At 71.7% G+C, this 16413-nt stretch carries 18 protein-coding genes and 1 pseudogene; 9 read left to right on the forward strand and 10 right to left on the reverse strand.

Going from position 1 to position 16413, the window contains the following annotated elements; translation table 11 throughout:
- The first annotated feature begins 11 nt into the window (after nucleotides 1-11).
- From AB0B90_RS23825 to AB0B90_RS23840, 4 genes are read left to right on the forward strand one after another with little or no spacing between them, the layout of a single operon-like run.
- Nucleotides 12-851 (forward strand): cyclase family protein, encoded by an 840-nt coding sequence (locus AB0B90_RS23825; protein ID WP_362924820.1) that lies wholly within the window; start codon nucleotides 12-14, stop codon nucleotides 849-851.
- Nucleotides 844-2271, forward strand: a complete 1428-nt coding sequence (locus AB0B90_RS23830) for an MmgE/PrpD family protein (protein WP_350945408.1) — start codon at nucleotides 844-846, stop codon at nucleotides 2269-2271. Before AB0B90_RS23825 ends, AB0B90_RS23830 begins: the two co-directional genes overlap by 8 nt.
- Entirely contained in the window at nucleotides 2268-3734 is a 1467-nt protein-coding gene (locus AB0B90_RS23835) for a dihydroorotase family protein (RefSeq protein WP_350945407.1), read from the forward strand. Before AB0B90_RS23830 ends, AB0B90_RS23835 begins: the two co-directional genes overlap by 4 nt.
- Nucleotides 3731-4561, forward strand: coding sequence for an aldolase/citrate lyase family protein (locus tag AB0B90_RS23840; RefSeq protein ID WP_350945406.1), 831 nt, complete (start codon nucleotides 3731-3733; stop codon nucleotides 4559-4561). Before AB0B90_RS23835 ends, AB0B90_RS23840 begins: the two co-directional genes overlap by 4 nt.
- Before the next feature lie 11 nt (nucleotides 4562-4572).
- On the opposite strand, the gene AB0B90_RS23845 is transcribed toward AB0B90_RS23840, so the two are convergent.
- Genes AB0B90_RS23845 through AB0B90_RS23855 form a run of 3 tightly spaced genes read right to left on the reverse strand, consistent with a single transcriptional unit; the run spans nucleotide 4573 to nucleotide 6617 of the window.
- Nucleotides 4573-5232 carry a response regulator transcription factor gene (locus tag AB0B90_RS23845; protein WP_362924823.1) on the reverse strand — a complete coding sequence of 220 codons (660 nt, stop codon included), beginning with the start codon at nucleotides 5230-5232 and terminating at the stop codon, nucleotides 4573-4575.
- On the reverse strand, nucleotides 5220-6479 hold the full coding sequence (locus AB0B90_RS23850) for a sensor domain-containing protein (protein WP_362924825.1): 1260 nt from the start codon (nucleotides 6477-6479) through the stop codon (nucleotides 5220-5222). Before AB0B90_RS23850 ends, AB0B90_RS23845 begins: the two co-directional genes overlap by 13 nt.
- The gene (locus AB0B90_RS23855; RefSeq protein WP_350945403.1) at nucleotides 6480-6617 is read right to left on the reverse strand and encodes a hypothetical protein; all 138 of its coding nucleotides are present in this window, start codon (nucleotides 6615-6617) and stop codon (nucleotides 6480-6482) included.
- Between AB0B90_RS23855 and AB0B90_RS23860 the strand changes: the two genes are divergently transcribed.
- On the forward strand, nucleotides 6616-6885 hold the full coding sequence (locus AB0B90_RS23860; RefSeq protein ID WP_362924828.1) for a hypothetical protein: 270 nt from the start codon (nucleotides 6616-6618) through the stop codon (nucleotides 6883-6885). The two genes, AB0B90_RS23855 and AB0B90_RS23860, sit on opposite strands and share 2 nt — an antisense overlap.
- Nucleotides 6886-6981: 96 nt before the next feature.
- On the opposite strand, the gene AB0B90_RS23865 is transcribed toward AB0B90_RS23860, so the two are convergent.
- Nucleotides 6982-7902: an AraC family transcriptional regulator gene (locus AB0B90_RS23865; RefSeq protein WP_350945401.1), complete on the reverse strand. Its 921-nt coding sequence runs from the start codon at nucleotides 7900-7902 to the stop codon at nucleotides 6982-6984.
- Between the two features lie 220 nt (nucleotides 7903-8122).
- On the opposite strand from AB0B90_RS23865, the gene AB0B90_RS23870 reads away from it, so the two are divergent.
- Nucleotides 8123-8938, forward strand: a complete 816-nt coding sequence (locus AB0B90_RS23870) for an NAD(P)H-binding protein (protein ID WP_362924830.1) — start codon at nucleotides 8123-8125, stop codon at nucleotides 8936-8938.
- 263 nt (nucleotides 8939-9201) lie between these two features.
- Here AB0B90_RS23870 and AB0B90_RS23875 read toward each other — a convergent pair whose 3' ends face one another.
- Nucleotides 9202-10713 carry a ricin-type beta-trefoil lectin domain protein gene (locus tag AB0B90_RS23875; RefSeq protein WP_350945399.1) on the reverse strand — a complete coding sequence of 504 codons (1512 nt, stop codon included), beginning with the start codon at nucleotides 10711-10713 and terminating at the stop codon, nucleotides 9202-9204.
- Nucleotides 10714-10892: 179 nt separating this feature from the next.
- Nucleotides 10893-11087: a hypothetical protein gene (locus tag AB0B90_RS23880; RefSeq protein ID WP_362924833.1), complete on the reverse strand. Its 195-nt coding sequence runs from the start codon at nucleotides 11085-11087 to the stop codon at nucleotides 10893-10895.
- Between the two features lie 100 nt (nucleotides 11088-11187).
- Between AB0B90_RS23880 and AB0B90_RS23885 the strand changes: the two genes are divergently transcribed.
- From AB0B90_RS23885 to AB0B90_RS23895, 3 genes are all read left to right on the forward strand, one after another.
- Nucleotides 11188-11508: a metalloregulator ArsR/SmtB family transcription factor gene (locus AB0B90_RS23885; RefSeq protein ID WP_350945397.1), complete on the forward strand. Its 321-nt coding sequence runs from the start codon at nucleotides 11188-11190 to the stop codon at nucleotides 11506-11508.
- Between the two features lie 62 nt (nucleotides 11509-11570).
- Nucleotides 11571-12026 carry an SRPBCC family protein gene (locus AB0B90_RS23890; RefSeq protein ID WP_362924835.1) on the forward strand — a complete coding sequence of 152 codons (456 nt, stop codon included), beginning with the start codon at nucleotides 11571-11573 and terminating at the stop codon, nucleotides 12024-12026.
- 31 nt (nucleotides 12027-12057) lie between these two features.
- Nucleotides 12058-12228: a hypothetical protein gene (locus AB0B90_RS23895; RefSeq protein WP_362924837.1), complete on the forward strand. Its 171-nt coding sequence runs from the start codon at nucleotides 12058-12060 to the stop codon at nucleotides 12226-12228.
- A 41-nt stretch (nucleotides 12229-12269) separates the two neighbouring features.
- On the opposite strand, the gene AB0B90_RS23900 is transcribed toward AB0B90_RS23895, so the two are convergent.
- The 4 genes and pseudogenes from AB0B90_RS23900 to AB0B90_RS23915 form a co-directional block, all read right to left on the reverse strand.
- Nucleotides 12270-12914 (reverse strand): hypothetical protein, encoded by a 645-nt coding sequence (locus AB0B90_RS23900; RefSeq protein WP_362924839.1) that lies wholly within the window; start codon nucleotides 12912-12914, stop codon nucleotides 12270-12272.
- A gap of 245 nt (nucleotides 12915-13159) precedes the next feature.
- Nucleotides 13160-14182 carry an AI-2E family transporter gene (locus AB0B90_RS23905; protein ID WP_362924841.1) on the reverse strand — a complete coding sequence of 341 codons (1023 nt, stop codon included), beginning with the start codon at nucleotides 14180-14182 and terminating at the stop codon, nucleotides 13160-13162.
- Nucleotides 14183-14724: 542 nt separating this feature from the next.
- Complete coding sequence (locus tag AB0B90_RS23910; protein WP_362924843.1) at nucleotides 14725-15939, reverse strand: hypothetical protein; 1215 nt, start codon at nucleotides 15937-15939, stop codon at nucleotides 14725-14727.
- A 110-nt stretch (nucleotides 15940-16049) separates the two neighbouring features.
- Nucleotides 16050-16413, reverse strand: a pseudogene (locus AB0B90_RS23915) (phospholipid carrier-dependent glycosyltransferase); the annotation flags it as partial.

The raw sequence follows: 16413 nt of genomic DNA on the forward strand, positions 1-16413 counted from the left end.
GGCCAGGCGACGTGAGCGGCACCGCTACCACCGACCCGCTGCTACAGGCGGTCCGCGACGGGGTCGGCATCTACGACCTGGGCCGTCCGCTGACCATCGGAATGCCGCAGTCACCGAACCACCCACCCTTCTGGCACACGTTGCCCCGCCGCCACGGCGACATGGTCCGTGCCGACGGCGGCTCCGCCGCCAACGACATGATCAGCATGGGCACCCACGTCGGCACCCACATCGACGCCTTCGCCCACGTCTCCCACGACGGCCGCCTCATCGACGGCTCCGACGCCCTCGCGGCGAGCAGCGGAGGCCGGTTCGCCGAGCTCGGGGCGCACACGATCGCCCCGATGGTGCGGCGCGGCGTGCTGCTCGACGTGCCCGCCGCCCTCGGCACCCCCGAGGGCTGTGAGGCCGGTTACGAGATCACCCCCGACGACCTGGAGAAGGCGGTCGCGAGCCAGGGCACCCCCCTGGCCTCCGGAGACGTGGTGCTGGTGCGCAGCGGCTGGGGCCGCCTCTTCGGCGACCCCGACCGGAACGTCTACATCGGCCGCGACTCGGGCGTACCGGGTGTCGGCGAGGCGGGCGCGACCTGGCTCGCCGACCAGGGCGTCCACGCGGCGGGCGCCGACACGATCGCCTTCGAATGCCTCAAACCCGGCAGCGGCCACAGCGTGCTCCCCGCCCACCGGGTGCTCCTGGTCGAACGCGGCGTCTACATCATCGAGACGCTCGACCTGGAGGGACTCGCCGCCGCGGGGGTGCACGAGTTCACGTTCGTGCTCGCCCCGCTGCCCATCTTCGGCGCCACCGGCTCACCGGTCCGTCCGCTGGCGGTGGTGGGCCGTGGGTGAGCCGATCCTCGCGGCCGAACTCGCCAGGTTCGCCGCCGCCACCCTGAGCGGGCAGCCGCCCGCCGACGTGATCGCCAGCGTACGGCAGCGGGTGCTCGACGTGCTCGGGCTGTGCGTGGCCGCCTACCGGCTGCCGACCAGCGTGGCCGCCTCCGGCTACGCCGCCGACCAGGGCGGGCGGCCAGAGGCGTACGCCGTCGGGGTCGCCCAGGCGCTGCCCGCCGCGCAGGCCGCGTTCGCGAACGGCGTGCTGGCGCACTCGCTCGACTACGACGACACCCACCTGCCGTCGGTGCTGCACCCGAGCGCCGGGGTGATCCCGGCCGCGCTCGCCGCCGCGCAGGCCTCGGGGGCCTCGGGCGCCGACACGGTCGCGGCGATCGCGGCCGGACTGGAGATCACCGTCCGGCTCGGCATGGCCGGCTACGACACCACGCTCGGCAACTCGGTCTTCTTCGAACACGGCCAGCACGCCACCTCCATCTGCGGCACGATGGGCGGCGCCGCCGCGGCGGCCCTGCTCATGGGCCTGGGCGAGGACGGCGTACGCGACGCGCTGGGCGTCGCCGCCTCGTTCGCCTCGGGCATCATCGAGGCCAACCGCACCGGCGGCACCGTGAAGCGGCTGCACTGCGGCTGGGCCGCCCACTCGGCCGTCACCGCCGCGTCGCTGGTCGGGCGGGGTTTCACCGGTCCGCCGACCGTGCTGGAGGGCCGGTTCGGCTTCTTCGAGGCGTTCATCCGCGACGACAAGACCGACCTGTCGCAGGTGCTCGACGGACTCGGTGACCGCTGGGCGGTGCCGGGTGTCTTCTTCAAGCCCTACCCGGCCAACCACTTCACCCACACCGCCATCGACGCCGGGCTCGCGCTGCGCGCGCGGGGCCTGCCGCTCGACCGGATCGAGCACATCGAGCTCCGGGTGCCCTACGCGGTGATCCGCACGATCGGCCAGCCGATCAGCGGCAAGCGCGCCCCCGAGACCGGCTACCAGGCCCAGTTCAGCGGCCCCTACGCGGTGGTCGCCGGGCTCGTCGGCGGCTCCGGCCTCGGCGTGGGACTGGACGACTTCACCGACGACCTCGCCAGGGACCCGTGGCGACGGGCCCTGATGGCGAAGGTCGACGTCGTCGCCGACGAGCGGTGCGACGAGATCTACCCCCACCAGTTCCCGGCCGTGGTCCGGGTGCGCACCGACGACGGCCAGGAGTGGACCGAGGAGGTGCTCGCCAACCGGGGCGGTCCGGCCAGGCCGCTCTCGGACGCCGAGCTGTCGCGCAAGTTCCGGGAGAACGTCTCGGGCCGCCTGCCGGACGAGGCCGCGGAGACCGTCCGCGACCAGGTGCTCGCACTCGACCGGCTGCCCGGTGTCGCCGACGTGCTGCGCCCGCTCACCCACCTCGAAGGAGTCTCCCTGTGACCTCGTTTGACCTGATCATCAAGAACGTCCGGGTCGTCCACCACGACCACGCCGAGCCGGTGGACGCCGACATCGCGGTGCTCGACGGGCGGATCGCCCGCGTCGCGCCCGGCATCGACCCGGCCGAGGGCCGCGAGGTGGTCGACGGCGGCGGACGGCTCGCCTTCCCCGGCGTCGTGGACGCCCACCAGCACTGGGGCATCTACAACCCGCTCTCGGTGGACACCGAGACCGAGAGCCGCGCCTGCGCGCAGGGCGGCGTGACCTCCGCCCTGACGTACATGCGCACCGGGCAGTACTACCTCAACAAGGGCGGGGAGTACGCCGAGGTCTTCCCCGAGGTGCTCGCCGCCTCCGACGGCAGGGCCTTCGTCGACTACGCGTTCCACCTGGCCCCGATGATGCGCCGCCACATCGAGGAGATCCCGTCACTGGTCCGCGACCACGGCGTCACCTCGTTCAAGGTGTTCATGTTCTACGGCAGCCACGGCCTGCACGGCCGCTCGGCCGACCAGAACTCCTTCCTGATGATCCCGGAGGGCGAGCGCTACGACGTCGCCCACTTCGAGTTCGTCATGCGCGGCATCCAGGCCGCCCGCCAGAGGTTCCCCGACCTCGCCGAGGAGATCTCGCTCTCGCTGCACTGCGAGACGGCCGAGATCATGACGGCGTACACGAAGATGGTCGAGGAGGAGGGCACCCTCACCGGTCTCGCCGCCTACAGCGCCTCCCGCCCGCCGCACTCCGAGGGCCTCGCCGTCAGCATCGCCTCCTACCTCGCGCACGAGACCGGCCTGCCGACGATCAACCTGCTGCACCTGTCGTCGGCGAAGGCGATGGACGCCGCCCTGCGCATGGCCGACGCGTTCCCGCACATCGACTTCCGCCGCGAGGTCACCATCGGCCACCTGCTGGCCGACATCACCACCGCGAGCGGCATCGGCGGCAAGGTCAACCCGCCGCTGCGCCCCCGCGAGGACGTCGAGGCCCTGTGGGGCCACGTGCTCGACGGCAAGGTCGACTGGGTCGTGAGCGACCACGCCTGCTGCCGCGACGAGCAGAAGTTCGGCGACCCCCGCGAGGACGTCTTCGTCGCCAAGTCGGGCTTCGGCGGTGCCGAGTACCTGCTGCCCGGCCTGGTCACCGAGGGCTCCAGGCGCGGTCTCGGCTACGGCGAGATCGCCCGCCTGCTGTCCTGGAACCCCGCCAGGCGGTTCGGCCTGCGCACCAAGGGCGCCGTCGCCGAGGGCCTGGACGCCGACTTCTGCCTGGTCGACCCCGACTCGACCTGGACGGTGCGCGCGGCCGACTCCGAGTCCACGCAGGAGTACACCCCGTTCGAGGGCTTCGAGCTCACCGCCCGGGTCACCGACACGTTCCTGCGCGGCCACCGGGTGCTCGCCGACGGCAAGGTCACCGGCAGCCCGCAGGGCCGCTACCTGGCCAGGCCGACCGGCGCATGACCCCGCGCAGCTACCTCTACGTCCCCGCGGACCAGGAGGACAGGCTCGCCAAGGCCGCGGGTCGCGGGGCCGACGCGCTCATCCTCGACCTGGAGGACGCGGTCGCGCCCGGGGCGAAGGCCGCCGCCAGGAAGAACGCCGCCGCCGCGATCCCGCGACTGCCCGGCGAGGTCTGGGTACGCGTCAACGCCGACACCCCGAAGGCGGACATCGCGACGGTGGCCGTACCGGGGCTGAAGGGGATCGTGGTCCCGAAGGCCGAACCGGCGCTGCTGGAGCTCGCCGACGCCCTGCTCACCGAGGCCGAGACGGCCCGCGACCTCGCGCCGGGCACGTTCGCCCTGCTCGCGCTGATCGAGTCGGCCTCCGGCGTCGTTCAGGCCGAACGCGTCGCGGCGTCGCCCCGGGTGGTACGGCTCGGCGTGGGGGAGGCCGACCTCGCCGGTGAGCTGGGGCTGCGCCCGGGTCCCGGGCGCGAGGAACTCTGGCCGATCCGGTCGCGGATCGTCGTCGCGTCGGCGGCGGCCGGGATCCTGCCGCCGGTCGGCCCGGTCGAGACCGCCGTCCGCGACACGGAGGCGCTGGTGGCGGGCACCCGGACCCTGCTGCGGCAGGGGTTCCGTGCCCGCACCGCGCTGTCGCCCCGCCAGCTCCCGCCGATCAACGAGGTCTTCACCCCGTCGCCCGAGGAGCTGGAGGAGGCCCGCGACCTGGTCCGCCGCCTGGCCGAGACGGGCGGCGTCGCGCTCGACGCCAGGGGCCGGTTCATCGACGCGGCGGTCGCCAGGAGCGCCCACGAGGTGATCGGACGCGCGGAAGGGGCCTGAACGGCCGGTGGTCAGGCTCGGCGCTGGGCGTCTTCGAGATAGCGCAGGACGGCGGTGACGCGCCGGTCCGCCCGGTCCGTTGGCGCGAGGTCGAGCTTGGCGAAGATGCTGCGGATGTGCTTGTGGACGGCGCCGTCGGTGACGAAGAGCCTCTCGGCGATGGCGGTGTTGCCCAGTCCTTCGGCCATCAGGGCGAGGACGTCGCGTTCGCGGGGACTGAGGCGCTCCAGCCGGTCGTCGGACCGGGTGCGGGCGAAGAGCTGCGCGACGACCTCGGGATCGATCGCCGTGCCTCCCTCGGCCACCCGGTGCAGCGCGTTCAGGAACTCGTCGACGCGCCCGACCCTCTCCTTGAGGAGGTATCCGAGGTGGGCGCTGCCCTGGGCGAGCAGCTCGGTGGCGAAGGCCTGTTCGACGTACGCGGACAGCACGAGCACGGCCAGGCCCGGCCTGCGGCGCCTCGCCTCGACGGCCGCGACGATCCCCTCGTCGGTGTGGGTCGGCGGCATCCGGACGTCGACGATGGCGACGTCCGGCTCGTGGGCGTCGACGGCGGTGAGGAACCCGTCGGGGTCGGCGGCGGTGGCCACGACGTCGAGCGACTCCGCGCGCAGCAGCAGCGCGAGTCCTTCGCGCAGCAGCGGGTCGTCCTCGGCGATCACGATCCGCATGGCAGGCTCACCTCAAGGACGGTGGGCCCGCCGGGAGGACTGGTCAGCATGAGCGTCCCATCATGTGCTTCGGTACGGCGGCGGATGCCGACGAGCCCGGACCCGCCGTGCTCGTCGGCTCCTCCGCGGCCGTCGTCGGTGATCTGAAGGTGCAGCCGGTCGTCGCGGCGGCGGACCTTCACGGTGGCGTGCCCGGCATGGCTGTGCCTGGCGATGTTGGTGAGCGCCTCGGCCACCACGAAGTAGGCGGTGGCCTCGACGGAGGCGGCGCAGCGGCCGGGAAGGTCGGCGTCGAGCCGGCAGGGCACCGGGCAGGTGGTGACCAGCCCGATCAGCGCGTCGGCGAGGCTCCGGTCGGTCAGCACCGGAGGCAGGATGCCGCGGGCGACCGCGCGAAGCTCGGCGAGCGCCTGCTCTGCGGCGTCCTGGGCGCGGTCGAGGATGGCCTCGGCGCCGGACGGGTCGCGCGCCAGCGCACGGCGGGCCGCGCCGAGCAGGACGGTGACGGCGACGATCCGGTTCTGGGTCCCGTCGTGCAGCGACCGTTCGATCCGCCGCAGCTCGGCGGCGTGCGCGTCCAGCGCCGCCGCGCGGGTCGCGGTGAGCTGCGCGACCCGCAGCGCGAGGTCGGCGCCAGGCCCGGCCGACAGGAGCCGCCGGCCGGGCCACGCCTGCAGCCGCGCCATCCCCGGTATGAGGAGCACGGCGAGGACGATCCAGCCCAGGCCGAGCAGGCTCACCCCGAGGGCACCGGGCAGATCCCGTACGGTCCAGAGCCCCATGGCCGAGGTGGCCGCCTCCTCCGGAGGCAGCAGCCGCCACCACAACGGGAAGGTGGTGTTGGTCACCGCACTGAAGAAGATCGTGAGACCGGCCAGGCCGAGGAACAGACCGAGGGTCGAGTGGACGACCACCCAGCCCAGCTCCCGGCGCGTGGCCGGATCGGCGAGGGCGGCACGCAGGCCGGGCGGCACCGGCCCCGGACCGATGATCTCCGGACCCCAGCGGGAGAGCCTCGCGCGCTCCCGGTCGGCGACGGCCCGCAGCCCACGCAGCGCGGTGGGTGCCAGAAACACGCCCACGCCGACGAGGCAGGCGAGCGCGGTGGCGGCGAGCAGCAGGAAGGCGACGAGGGCGAGGACCGTGGTGCCCAGCCCGCCGACGAGGTGTTCGAACGCGTCCAGGACGGTGCGGGCACGGGCGAACATCGCCGACTTGCGGCCGGCCGGGGACTCGTGGATCGGCATTCACACCTCCTCGGCCAGACGATAGGGCACCGTTCTGGACGCCGTCAGGTCGCGGGCCGAGAAGTACAGCCTGCTGTACCTCGCCTGTCTCGTCGGCGGGATCGCCGGGAGCGGCGGCGGTTCGTAGCGTCGGAGCATGACGAACGGTTCGACCAAGGAGCACGCCGTGACCGACCCTTCCCACCGCGTTTCCGACACCTTCGAGACGCCGCCTTCGACGCGGCCCGCCGACGCCCGGGGTGGCGTGGTGCGTCCCGTGCTGTGGGCTCTGCTGATGGTCGGCGTGGTCTGCAACATCGTGACCTCCACCTCCGACCTCAACGTTTTCATCGGAATCGGGTTCGGGGCGATCGTCCTGGCGTGTGCCGCCGCGCTGGTCACCCACCACTACCGGCACCGGCGCTGACGGGCGCCGGGGACGAGGGGGCGAACACCGCGCCGTTCGCCTCCGGCCCGGAAGACAGACCGTCTCCGGGACGCCGCCCCGGTCGCAGCCTCCGTCTCAGGGGGAACCGGGCAGCCCGGCGCTCGCCGTCTCTCCGGCCCGGACGGTGACGCCGTCGCGGTAGACGCTCGGGCTCACGCCCAGGACGCGCTTGAACGCCGAACTGAAGCCGAACGCGTCGGAGTAGCCCACCCTGCGCGCCACGGTGGCGACCGTCGCGGCGGGTTCGGCCAGCATGTCGGCGGCGAGTGCCATCCGCCACTCCGTCAGGTACGTCATCGGCGGCTCGCCCACGAGTTCGGTGAACCGCCTGGCCAGGGTGGTGCGCGAGACGCTCGCGGCGGTGGCGAGGGAGGCGAGCGTCCACGGCCTGGACGGGGCCTCGTGGATGGCGCGCAGGGCCGGGCCGACCACGTCGTCGTTCAGGGCGGTGTACCAGCCGGGACTCACCGCCTCCGGCCGGTCGAACCAGTCGCGCAGCGTGCACACCAGCAACCAGTCGAGCAGCCGGTCCAGCACGATCTGGTGCCCAGGGCGACCGGAGAGGAGTTGCGCCTCCAGGTAGGCGCCCATGCTGCTGCAGTCATGATCGTCCGGTACGACGAGCACGGGGGGCAGCACCCTGACCAGGCGGCGGGCCACCTCGCCGTTCACCCGGTACGACCCCGCCAACAGGATGGTCTGGCCGGTCAGGTCTCCGGCGACGGCCCTTTCAGGGGAGACCTCCCGGGCAGGACGCGGTGCGTCGGTGTCCGCGACGACGAAGGGCTCCGGCCCGCGCACGATCGCCGCCTCGCCAAGTCGCACCTGCCGGGCGTCGTCTCCCCGGACGATCCACCCTTCGCCGCGCAGGGGGACGAGGAGTGTCAGAGAGGGACCGTCGGCGAACCTGAGCGCCCACGGCGGCGACAGCACCGACGCGCCGAAGACGGCCCCCTCGCCGCGAACCCCCCGCAACAGGTCGTCGTACGGGTCCATGGCGCCCACGATAACCGGACGATCGCACGGGTGCGGCGCACGCCCGGTGGCCACGACGGGACGATCGGATCAGGGCGGTCTGCGTCCGGGGTGCCGCGACGACGGGATGATCGAACGGGTGTGGTCTGCGTCCGGGGTGCCACGACGACGGGACGATCGGACAGGTGCGGCGTACGTTCGGCCATGTGCGGGCGGCTCCCCGCGCGGTTGGCTCTATTGCATGAGAGAGATCCTGATTCTGGGCGCGACCGGCAAGACCGGCCGCCGGGTGGTGCGGCGACTGCGCGCGGAGGGGGAGCGGGTGCGGCCCGCCTCCCGTTCCAGCGAGGTTCGCTTCGACTGGTCCGAGCCCGCCACCTGGGAGAACGCGCTGCACGGCGCCGAGGCGGTATACCTGGTGGCGCCCGACGACCCCACCCCGATCCGCGACTTCGTCGAGAGCGCCACGGACGTCAAGCGTTTCGTGGTGCTGTCCGGCCGGGGCATGGACCAGGTCGGCGAGGACTTCGGCCAGGGCATGGCCGCAGCGGAGCGGGCCGTCCGCGACTCGGGGGCGGAGTGGACGATCCTGCGGGCGAACAACTTCAACCAGAACTTCGACGAGGACCTGTGGCACGCGCCGCTGCGGGCGGGGAGGCTGGCGTTGCCGATCGGCGAGGTGCCCGAGCCGTTCATCGACGCCGACGACGTCGCCGCGGTCGCCGTGGCCGCGCTGACGGGGGACGGGCACGCGGGGCTGACGTACGACCTGTCGGGTCCGCGCGGGGTGACCTTCGGCGCGGCCGTCGAGATCATCGCGCGGGCCGCGGGCCGGTCCATCGAGTACGTCGAGCTGACCCCGGAGGCATACCGGGCCGAACTGCTCGCGGAGGGATATCCGGAGGTCGCGGCCGACGCGCTGAACACCCTGTTCGCCCTGCACCGTGCCGGTCACACGGCCGAGCCCGTCGACGGGGTCGAGCGGGTGCTCGGCCGTCCTCCGGTCGCGTTCGAGGACTACGCGGCCCGGATCGCCGCCACCGGCGCCTGGTCGTGACCTCCCGTCAAGGTCGTGGTCTCGGGTGGCCGGTGCGGTGGGGGCGCGCACCGGGTGTCCCCACCGCGCACCGCCGGACACGCGGTGGGGACTTCCGTCGCGCGTCCGGCGGTGGGTGAAACGGCGCGGTGCCGGGGCGGTGCCGGGGCGGTGAGAACGCTTACCGTCCCGGCGGTGCCCCACTGAGAACCGGTGAGAACGCTTACCGCCCCAGTGGTGTCTCGGTGAGAACGCTTACCGTCCCGGCGATGTCCCGCGGGTGGTCAGCCTCGCCGCCACTTCTGGTTGGCGCCGCCGTTGCACTCCCACTGCTGCAGCGGGGTACCGCTGCCGCCGAAGCCGGTGACGTCCACGCACTTGTTGGCCTGCGGGTTGACCAGGTCACCCGCGCCGCTGAGGACGAACTGCTGCGCCGGGTTGCCGCTGCAGGTGGCGAGCTGGATGGCGGCGCCGTTGGCGGTGGAGCCCCAGGCCACGTCCATGCAGAGGCCGAAGGCGCGGACGGTGCCGTCGCCGGGGAACGTCCAGTTCTGCGCGGCGGTGCCGTTGCAGTCCCACAGCTGCAGGCGCTGCCCGTCGGCGGCGTTGCTGCCGGGTACGTCGATGCACTTGTCCTGCCAGCCGATGAGCCGTCCGCCGCCCCCGCCGGTGGTGGTCAGGGTGAGGCCGTACGCGCCGAGGATCTCGTTGACCGGCTGGTAGAAGGTGGTACCGCCGGTCGAGCAGTTGCCGGAGCCGCCGGAGGTGACGCCCTGGGCCTGGTCGCCGGTGATCCAGGCGCCGCCCGAGTCGCCGCCCTCGGCGCAGGCGCTGGTCCGGGTGAGCCCGTGGACCAGGGATCCGGAGTAGTTCACGGTCACGTTCTTGGCCTGGATGGTGCCGCAGCGCCAGCCGGTGGTGCGCCCGGACCGGCAGATGGAGGAGCCCACCACGGCTTCCCGGGAGCCCGCCACGGCGACGTTGCCGCCGCCGTAGTTGTTGACCCACGGGCGGGGTGTCCAGTTTCCGTTGGTACGGACCCAGGCGTAGTCGTTGTCGGGGAACGACGAGCCGGCGAAGGTGCCCTGGCTCACGTTGTTGTAACCGAGGGTGGGGCTGCCGGTGCGGCCGCAGTGCCCGGCGGTGACGAAGCCGCCGTTGTTGACCGCGAAGCCCACCGAGCAGAGCGTGTTGCCGTTGATGACGTACTGGTCGCCGCCGCGGATGTCGTACAGGGGTTTGGGCGCCTCGTCGACGGAGATCCGCACCTCGGCGGCGTCGACGGCGCCCGCCCTGACGAAACGTTCGGCGGCGGCGCGGTCGGCCGCCGACACCGCCACGGTGTTCGCGGCGACGTCCACGTACCAGCTGTGGATGTCCTTGCCCGCGGAGTCCGCGACTCGGTCGAGCGCGGCCTTCGTGGTGGCCAGTTGCCTCTCGCTGCGTGGCACGGACACCGGCAGCGCGCCCGCCGCGCGGACGAGGTCGGCGTCCTCGCGGTTCAGGACGCCGACGCTCAGCCGCCCTTCGCCGGGGGTGAACCACGCGCCGGCGAACCGGTCGGCGAGACGGGTGCGAAGCTGCCGCTCCACCACGGCCGCCCCGGCCTCGTGGGCCTGGCGGACGCGGGCCTGCGTGGGGGTGAGGCCGAGGTCTCGCCGCAGTGCCTGTTCGGCCGTGGCCGCCTTGGACGGGTCGGGAGCGGGGTCGGGTATCGCGGCGGCCTGCGCGGTCGGGGACGGGACGACGAGCGCGGCGGCGAGTACCGCCACGCTGGTCAGCACGGTGAATCTCACGACTGGTCCTTGAGGGGTGGGGGGAGGGGGACGAGGCGTGAGAGCGCTCTCTCGAAAGAAACTTTACATTTAAGGCAAGGTAAGTCAATACAAGATCTGACGCGATCTGACTGAACATGACAGGAAAGCGCGGCGTCTCGGCACGGCCCGGCGCCGGATACGGACGGGGCGCGTGGGGATCAGGGAACGCTGTGGTGCGGGGAGGGTCGCAGGGCGTCCAGCAGCGCCTCGGGGGTGTCGGTGAAGAAGCGGATCGTGGTGGCCTCGGCGCGACCGCCGAGTGGACGGACCACGGTGACCGGCTCGGTCAGCTCGACGACCACGTTGGTCCGGGTGGACACCCCGACCAGCGCGGCGAGTTCGCCGATCCGCATGCCCTCATTAGAAACGTTGACGCTACGACAAGGTCAAACCCGCGCTCAATACTTAAGTATCTGCTTGACTATTTCCCTTTCGCGTCCAATACTTAAGTACATGCTTAACCAAGATGGTTCGCTGGATCGGGTGTTCCAGGCGCTCGCGGACGCGACGCGGCGCGAGATGGTCGAGCGGCTGGTCCGCGGGCCCTCGTCGGTGAGTGAGCTGGCCCGGCCTCTGGAGATGTCACTGCCGGCGGTGATGCAGCACCTGCAGGTGCTTGAGGCGTGCGGTCTGGTCCGGACCGAGAAGATCGGAAGGGTCCGCACCTGTCACATCGAGCCGGACGTGCTGCGGACGGCCGAGAGCTGGTTCGCCGGGCAGCGCACCACCTGGGAGCACCGGCTCGACCGGCTCGGCGACCTGCTGAACGAGTGAGCCGGGATGTCGAAACCCAGAACAACCGGAATGACCGGAACGACCGGAACAAGGAGAAGATCATGACCGATGGTTCTGTCACGCATGCCACGTTCACCCTGGAGCGGGTGTACGACGTCGCCCCCTCCCGGGTGTTCGCCGCCTGGGCCGACCCCGTGGCGAAGGCCCGGTGGTTCGCCGCCCCCGACGGGAAGCACGACCTCGACTTCCGGGTCGGCGGCAAGGAGGTCAACCGAGGTGGACCGGAGCACGGTCCGGGCATGACCTTCGAGTCCTCGTACCAGGACATCGTCCCGGACGAGCGGATCGTCTACACCTCCACCCTCTCCGTCGGGGATGATCTGGCCACGGTCTCGTTCACCACGGTGGAGTTCGTCCCCGAGGGCACGGGCACCCGGCTGGTCCTCACCGAGCACGACGCCTTCCTCGACGGCCACGAGAAGCCGGAATGGAGGGAACGCGGCACCGGCGAATGGCTCGACGCGCTGGAGGGGGAACTGCGGCGGCAGGGCTCGTGACCACGGGCACGGCCGGTGACACGAGCGGCCGGTGTTCGGCGCGGCCTCGGCGGTCGCGCGCGACGCCCTCACCGCCGGGCTCGACGTCACCGTCACCGTCACCGCCGCCGTCGCCGGAATGCCGGTGACGGGCATCGCCGTACTCACCGTCGCCGCGCTGCGGCACATACCTGCCGCGGGCCGCGCCGCCGACGAGGAGTGAGGCCCGCGACGGCTCACCCTCGTCGGCGGCGGACGCCGTCTCTAGAGCTCGCCGCTCTCGATCGCCTGCTTCATCCCGGCCTGGGTCGCCTGGTGGGAGGCGACGCCGTTCTGGAGTACGAAGTCGATCAGCGTGCTGTCCGCGTCGAAGGTGAGGTACTCGGTGACCTTGGTCTTTCCTCCGGAGAGCGCCTCGAAGACGATCTTCTGGTGGGTGACGACGTTGGGCATCGTCCAGCTGTCGGTCTCGTAGTAGAGGGCGGCGGGGTTGATGCGCTGCTGCGCGTGCGTGTTGATGACGACGGTCGAACCCTCGTACGGGAGCTCCTCGACCGCGGTGAAGTCGATGTGGCGCTTGCTGCCCTGCCGGCGGTCCTTGTGGGTGACGACCCGCTTCAGGAACGAGTGCAGGCCGAGGTGGTTGTTGATGTTCGAGTACGCGGGGAACACCCGGTTGACGGGGGCGTCGATGGTGATGGAGATGCTGTCCTGCGCCCGGCTGCGTCCCGATCCCGGGAGGGGCGGCGTGGTCTTGTAGAACTGGTAGGTGTCCCACGCGGTCTGCCACTCGGCGGCGAGCTGGGGATCGCTCTCCGGAGTGCTCGCGTGGGCGGGGGCCGAGAGGGTGGTGAGGACGAGGGCCGTGGCGAGCAGCTGGGCCGCGAGGAGTCGAAGACGCTTCTTCACGTATACCCCAAAGGGGAGACAGTAGGTGCAAGTGATCTTTTATCGCATGTTGTTGTGATCTAGGTACTTTTGCGACGAAGAAGCGAAAAAAACTTTTTTGTGATGTTGTGTGCGGATGAGGGACAGGCGTACCTCGACGGTGAGGGCTCGTGACCCCCGATCCGCGTAGACGGAGGAGAGGCCGACGTGGCTCCTCCATGGTGATCAGAGCCGGTCAGGGCCGATCGGGGCCGATCGGGTGCCGGTCAGGTGCGTTCCTGCCGGGGCAGGACCACCTCCCGCAGGATGAGCAGGACGGCCGCGGCTATCGGGATGCCGAGCAGCGCGCCCACCACGCCGAGCAGCGCGCCCCCCAGCAGGGCGCCGACGATCGTGGCGAGCGGCGGCACGTCGACCGAGCTCTTCATCACGGCCGGGGCGATCCAGTAGTTCTCGATCTGCTGGTAGATCGTGAAGAAGACGATGCAGACGATCCCGACGGTCGGAGAGACGAAGAATCCCACCAGGGAGGCGATCCCCGCGCCGATGAAGGCGCCGACCAGCGGGATGAGGTCGGTGATCGCGACGATCAGCGAGAGCGCCAGGGCGTACGGGACCTGCATGATGCTCAGGAAGATGAAGGTCGTCACACCGGCGATGAGCGAGATGATCAGGTTCCCGGCGACGTATCCGCCGATGCTGTCGATGATCTGGTCACCGAGCAGGGTCGTGCGGACCCTGCGGCTCCGAGGGACGAGGCGGTAGGCCAGCTTCTTGAGCGACTTCAACGAGCCCAGGAGATAGAGCGTCAGCACCAGCACCGTGAGCGAGTTGAAGACCGCCCCGATGAGGACCGACCCGATGCCGAGCACACCGCCGAACATCTGGGTGCCGAAGTCGCCGCTCGTCACGTACGTCTGAAGTTTCTCCAGCAGCTGGAAGCGCTGGTCCAGATCGCGGATGACCGGGTTGTTCTGCAGCTCCTGGACGTACTGCGGGAGCTGCTCGACGAACTGGGTGGACTGCGTGGTCAGCGGGGGGACCACGGCCAGGCCGAAGACGACGAAGACGAGGATGACGCCCAGGAAGACGAGGGTGATGGCCCACACCCGGGGGACGTTGCGCCGCTGGAGGACCTCGACGGCCGGGTTCAGGCCGATGGCGAGGAAGAGCGAGACGACGATGAGGACCAGCACCGAGCTCGCGGTCGCGATGGCCTGCACCAGCCACCAGGCGGTGAGCACCCCCAGGGCGGCGGTGAAGCCGAACACGAACGGGTTGTTGCTCATCGAGCGTCCGGGACGGCCGAACGGGAGGTTCGGGGTGATTCCCGATGACGGCGCGGCGTCGGGGGACGCGGCCGCGCCGGGGGGCACGGTGACCGCGCTCGCGGGGCCGCCGGGAGCGGGAACGCCGGGAACAGGACCACCGGGAGCGGGACCACCGGGAGCGGGACCGCCGGGAACGGGACCGCCGGCATCCGCGGGCGGAGCGGCGGGCAGGACCAGAGGGCCCGCGGAGGTCAGGATCGGCTCGGACGAGACGGATTCGCCGGCTCCGGCCGATGACGCCGGGACACCTCCCGCGCCCGTCTCCGTCGACGGAACGCGGGGGGCGGGCGGGGATGTTTCCGGCGCTGTGGCGCGGTCAGCGGAGGTGGGCTCGGACACGCGCTGCCACTGCCCGTTTCCAGGAAGGTTAGTCGGTCCGCGACCGCCATATTTTCCCTGGTCGCCGTACGGTTTCGAGCACGAAGGGACACCGGGGGCCGCGGGGGCCACAGCGGCCTCTGAGGGGCACCGAGGGGCACGGGGAGACGCTGAGGGCGTCGTCAGGTCATGTTGACGTACTGGCGGGGGCGCAGGGCGTGGTTGCGGAGGGCGGCGAGAGCGGCGGAGCGGCCGGCAGGGGTGAGACGGCCGTCGACGCGCAGGCCGAAGGCGTCCAGGCGCCTGCCCAGCTCGGCGAGCGAGGCGTCGACCTCCAGGGCCTGCCGCTCCGTGCAGTCGATCACGGCGGTGACGTGGTCACGGTCGGCGGGGGCGCCGTCGGCGAGCAGCATCAGCGCCACCTCCCTGGCCGAGGCACGGAAGCCGTTCTCCCCCGGCGAGGGGGCGAGCAGGGCGGCGGCCGCGGCCTCCCAGAGCAGGTCGGTGTCGCCGAGCAGGCGCTCGCCCGTCGAGGTGGTCACCAGGCGCCTTCCGGTCTGGCGTAGCGCGCCCATCTGGTCCTGGGCCACCTCGCGGACGGCCGCGAGTTCCGCGCCGCTCCAGGTGCTCTCCGCGAGCACGGAACGGGCGAGGTTGTGCCGCTGGGTCAGCGGGATGCCTTCCGGGCGGAGCCCCACGGTCAGCAGCCAGCGCAGCGCCCCCAGATGGGCCTCGTCCGGTGCGGGGATGGGCGCGTGTAAGCGCACCTCGAAGGGCTGGGCGAGCTCGCGCCAGGCGGTGCCCCGGCCGAGGACCCAGCGGTTGAGCCGCTCGCCCTGGACCCGGTGCAGCCAGTTGTCGCCGCCCAGCTCGGGGCGGGGCGTGGTGAGCCAGCGGCTGGTGAGCCTCTGCCGCTCGGCCGGACGGGGGACGAGCTCACCGGAGACGATCGCCAGCTCCAGTGCGGCCGAGCAGGCGCCGTGCGCGCCCAGCTCCTCCGGTCCCATGATCGAGCTCCACCGCAGCTCGGGCACGTCGGGCGGGAGCACACCCGTCGCGTCCAGGGCCGACTGGTACGCGGCCATCCCCGCGTCCTCGCCCAGGCGGGCGTAGGTGCGCAGGATCTGGGTGGTCGTGGACGACGAGCAGAGGGCGGCGTAGCGCTCAAGGCCGCCCAGCCGCAGCAGCAGGCCCAGCGCGCGGGCGATCGCGGGACGGTCGCCGGTGACCTTCGAGGGCAGGGTGTACCAGAGAAACTCGCACACGTTGAGCTCGCTGATCGTCTCCAGCGGCTCGCCGCCGGTCAGCCAGTCGATCGCGCTGCGGGCGTGCTCGGCGGCGGCGGGCTCGGAACGCTCCAGCTCCGACAGGAGGGCGGCCACGTCCGGTGCAGGCATGCTTCGCAGTCTGCCGTATGCGGGCCTGCTCTGACGATGAACGTGACGTAATGGATCCTGCACGGTGCCTACCCTAGGAAATGTCTTCTAAGTGGCTCATACGCGGACGCTCAGATCCAGCCCTTCTTGAAAAGCATCCGTGAACTCCACTCGGCGTACGGGATGATCTCGGCGGTGAGCACCGGGTAGAGCCACCAGAAGTTGACGAGCGCCAGCAGGGCGAAGGCACCCACGACCGCGGCGCCGACGGTCCGGCGTCCCTGCGGGGCGCTCGCCGGGCCGAGGATCAGCCCGGCCACGAGCACGATCGCCAGGATCATGAAGGGGACCATGGGGATCGCGTAGAACAGGAACATGGTCCGGTTGTCGGCGATCGCGTAGTAGAACCAGGGGAGCCAGCCGGCGGCGTAGCCGACGAGCACGGCTCCGGCCCGCCAGTCGCGGGTGGCGACGTACCAGGCGATCATCGCGATG

This window comes from Streptosporangium sp. NPDC049078 (assembly GCF_040648855.1).
Classification (GTDB): Bacteria; Actinomycetota; Actinomycetes; order Streptosporangiales; family Streptosporangiaceae; genus Streptosporangium.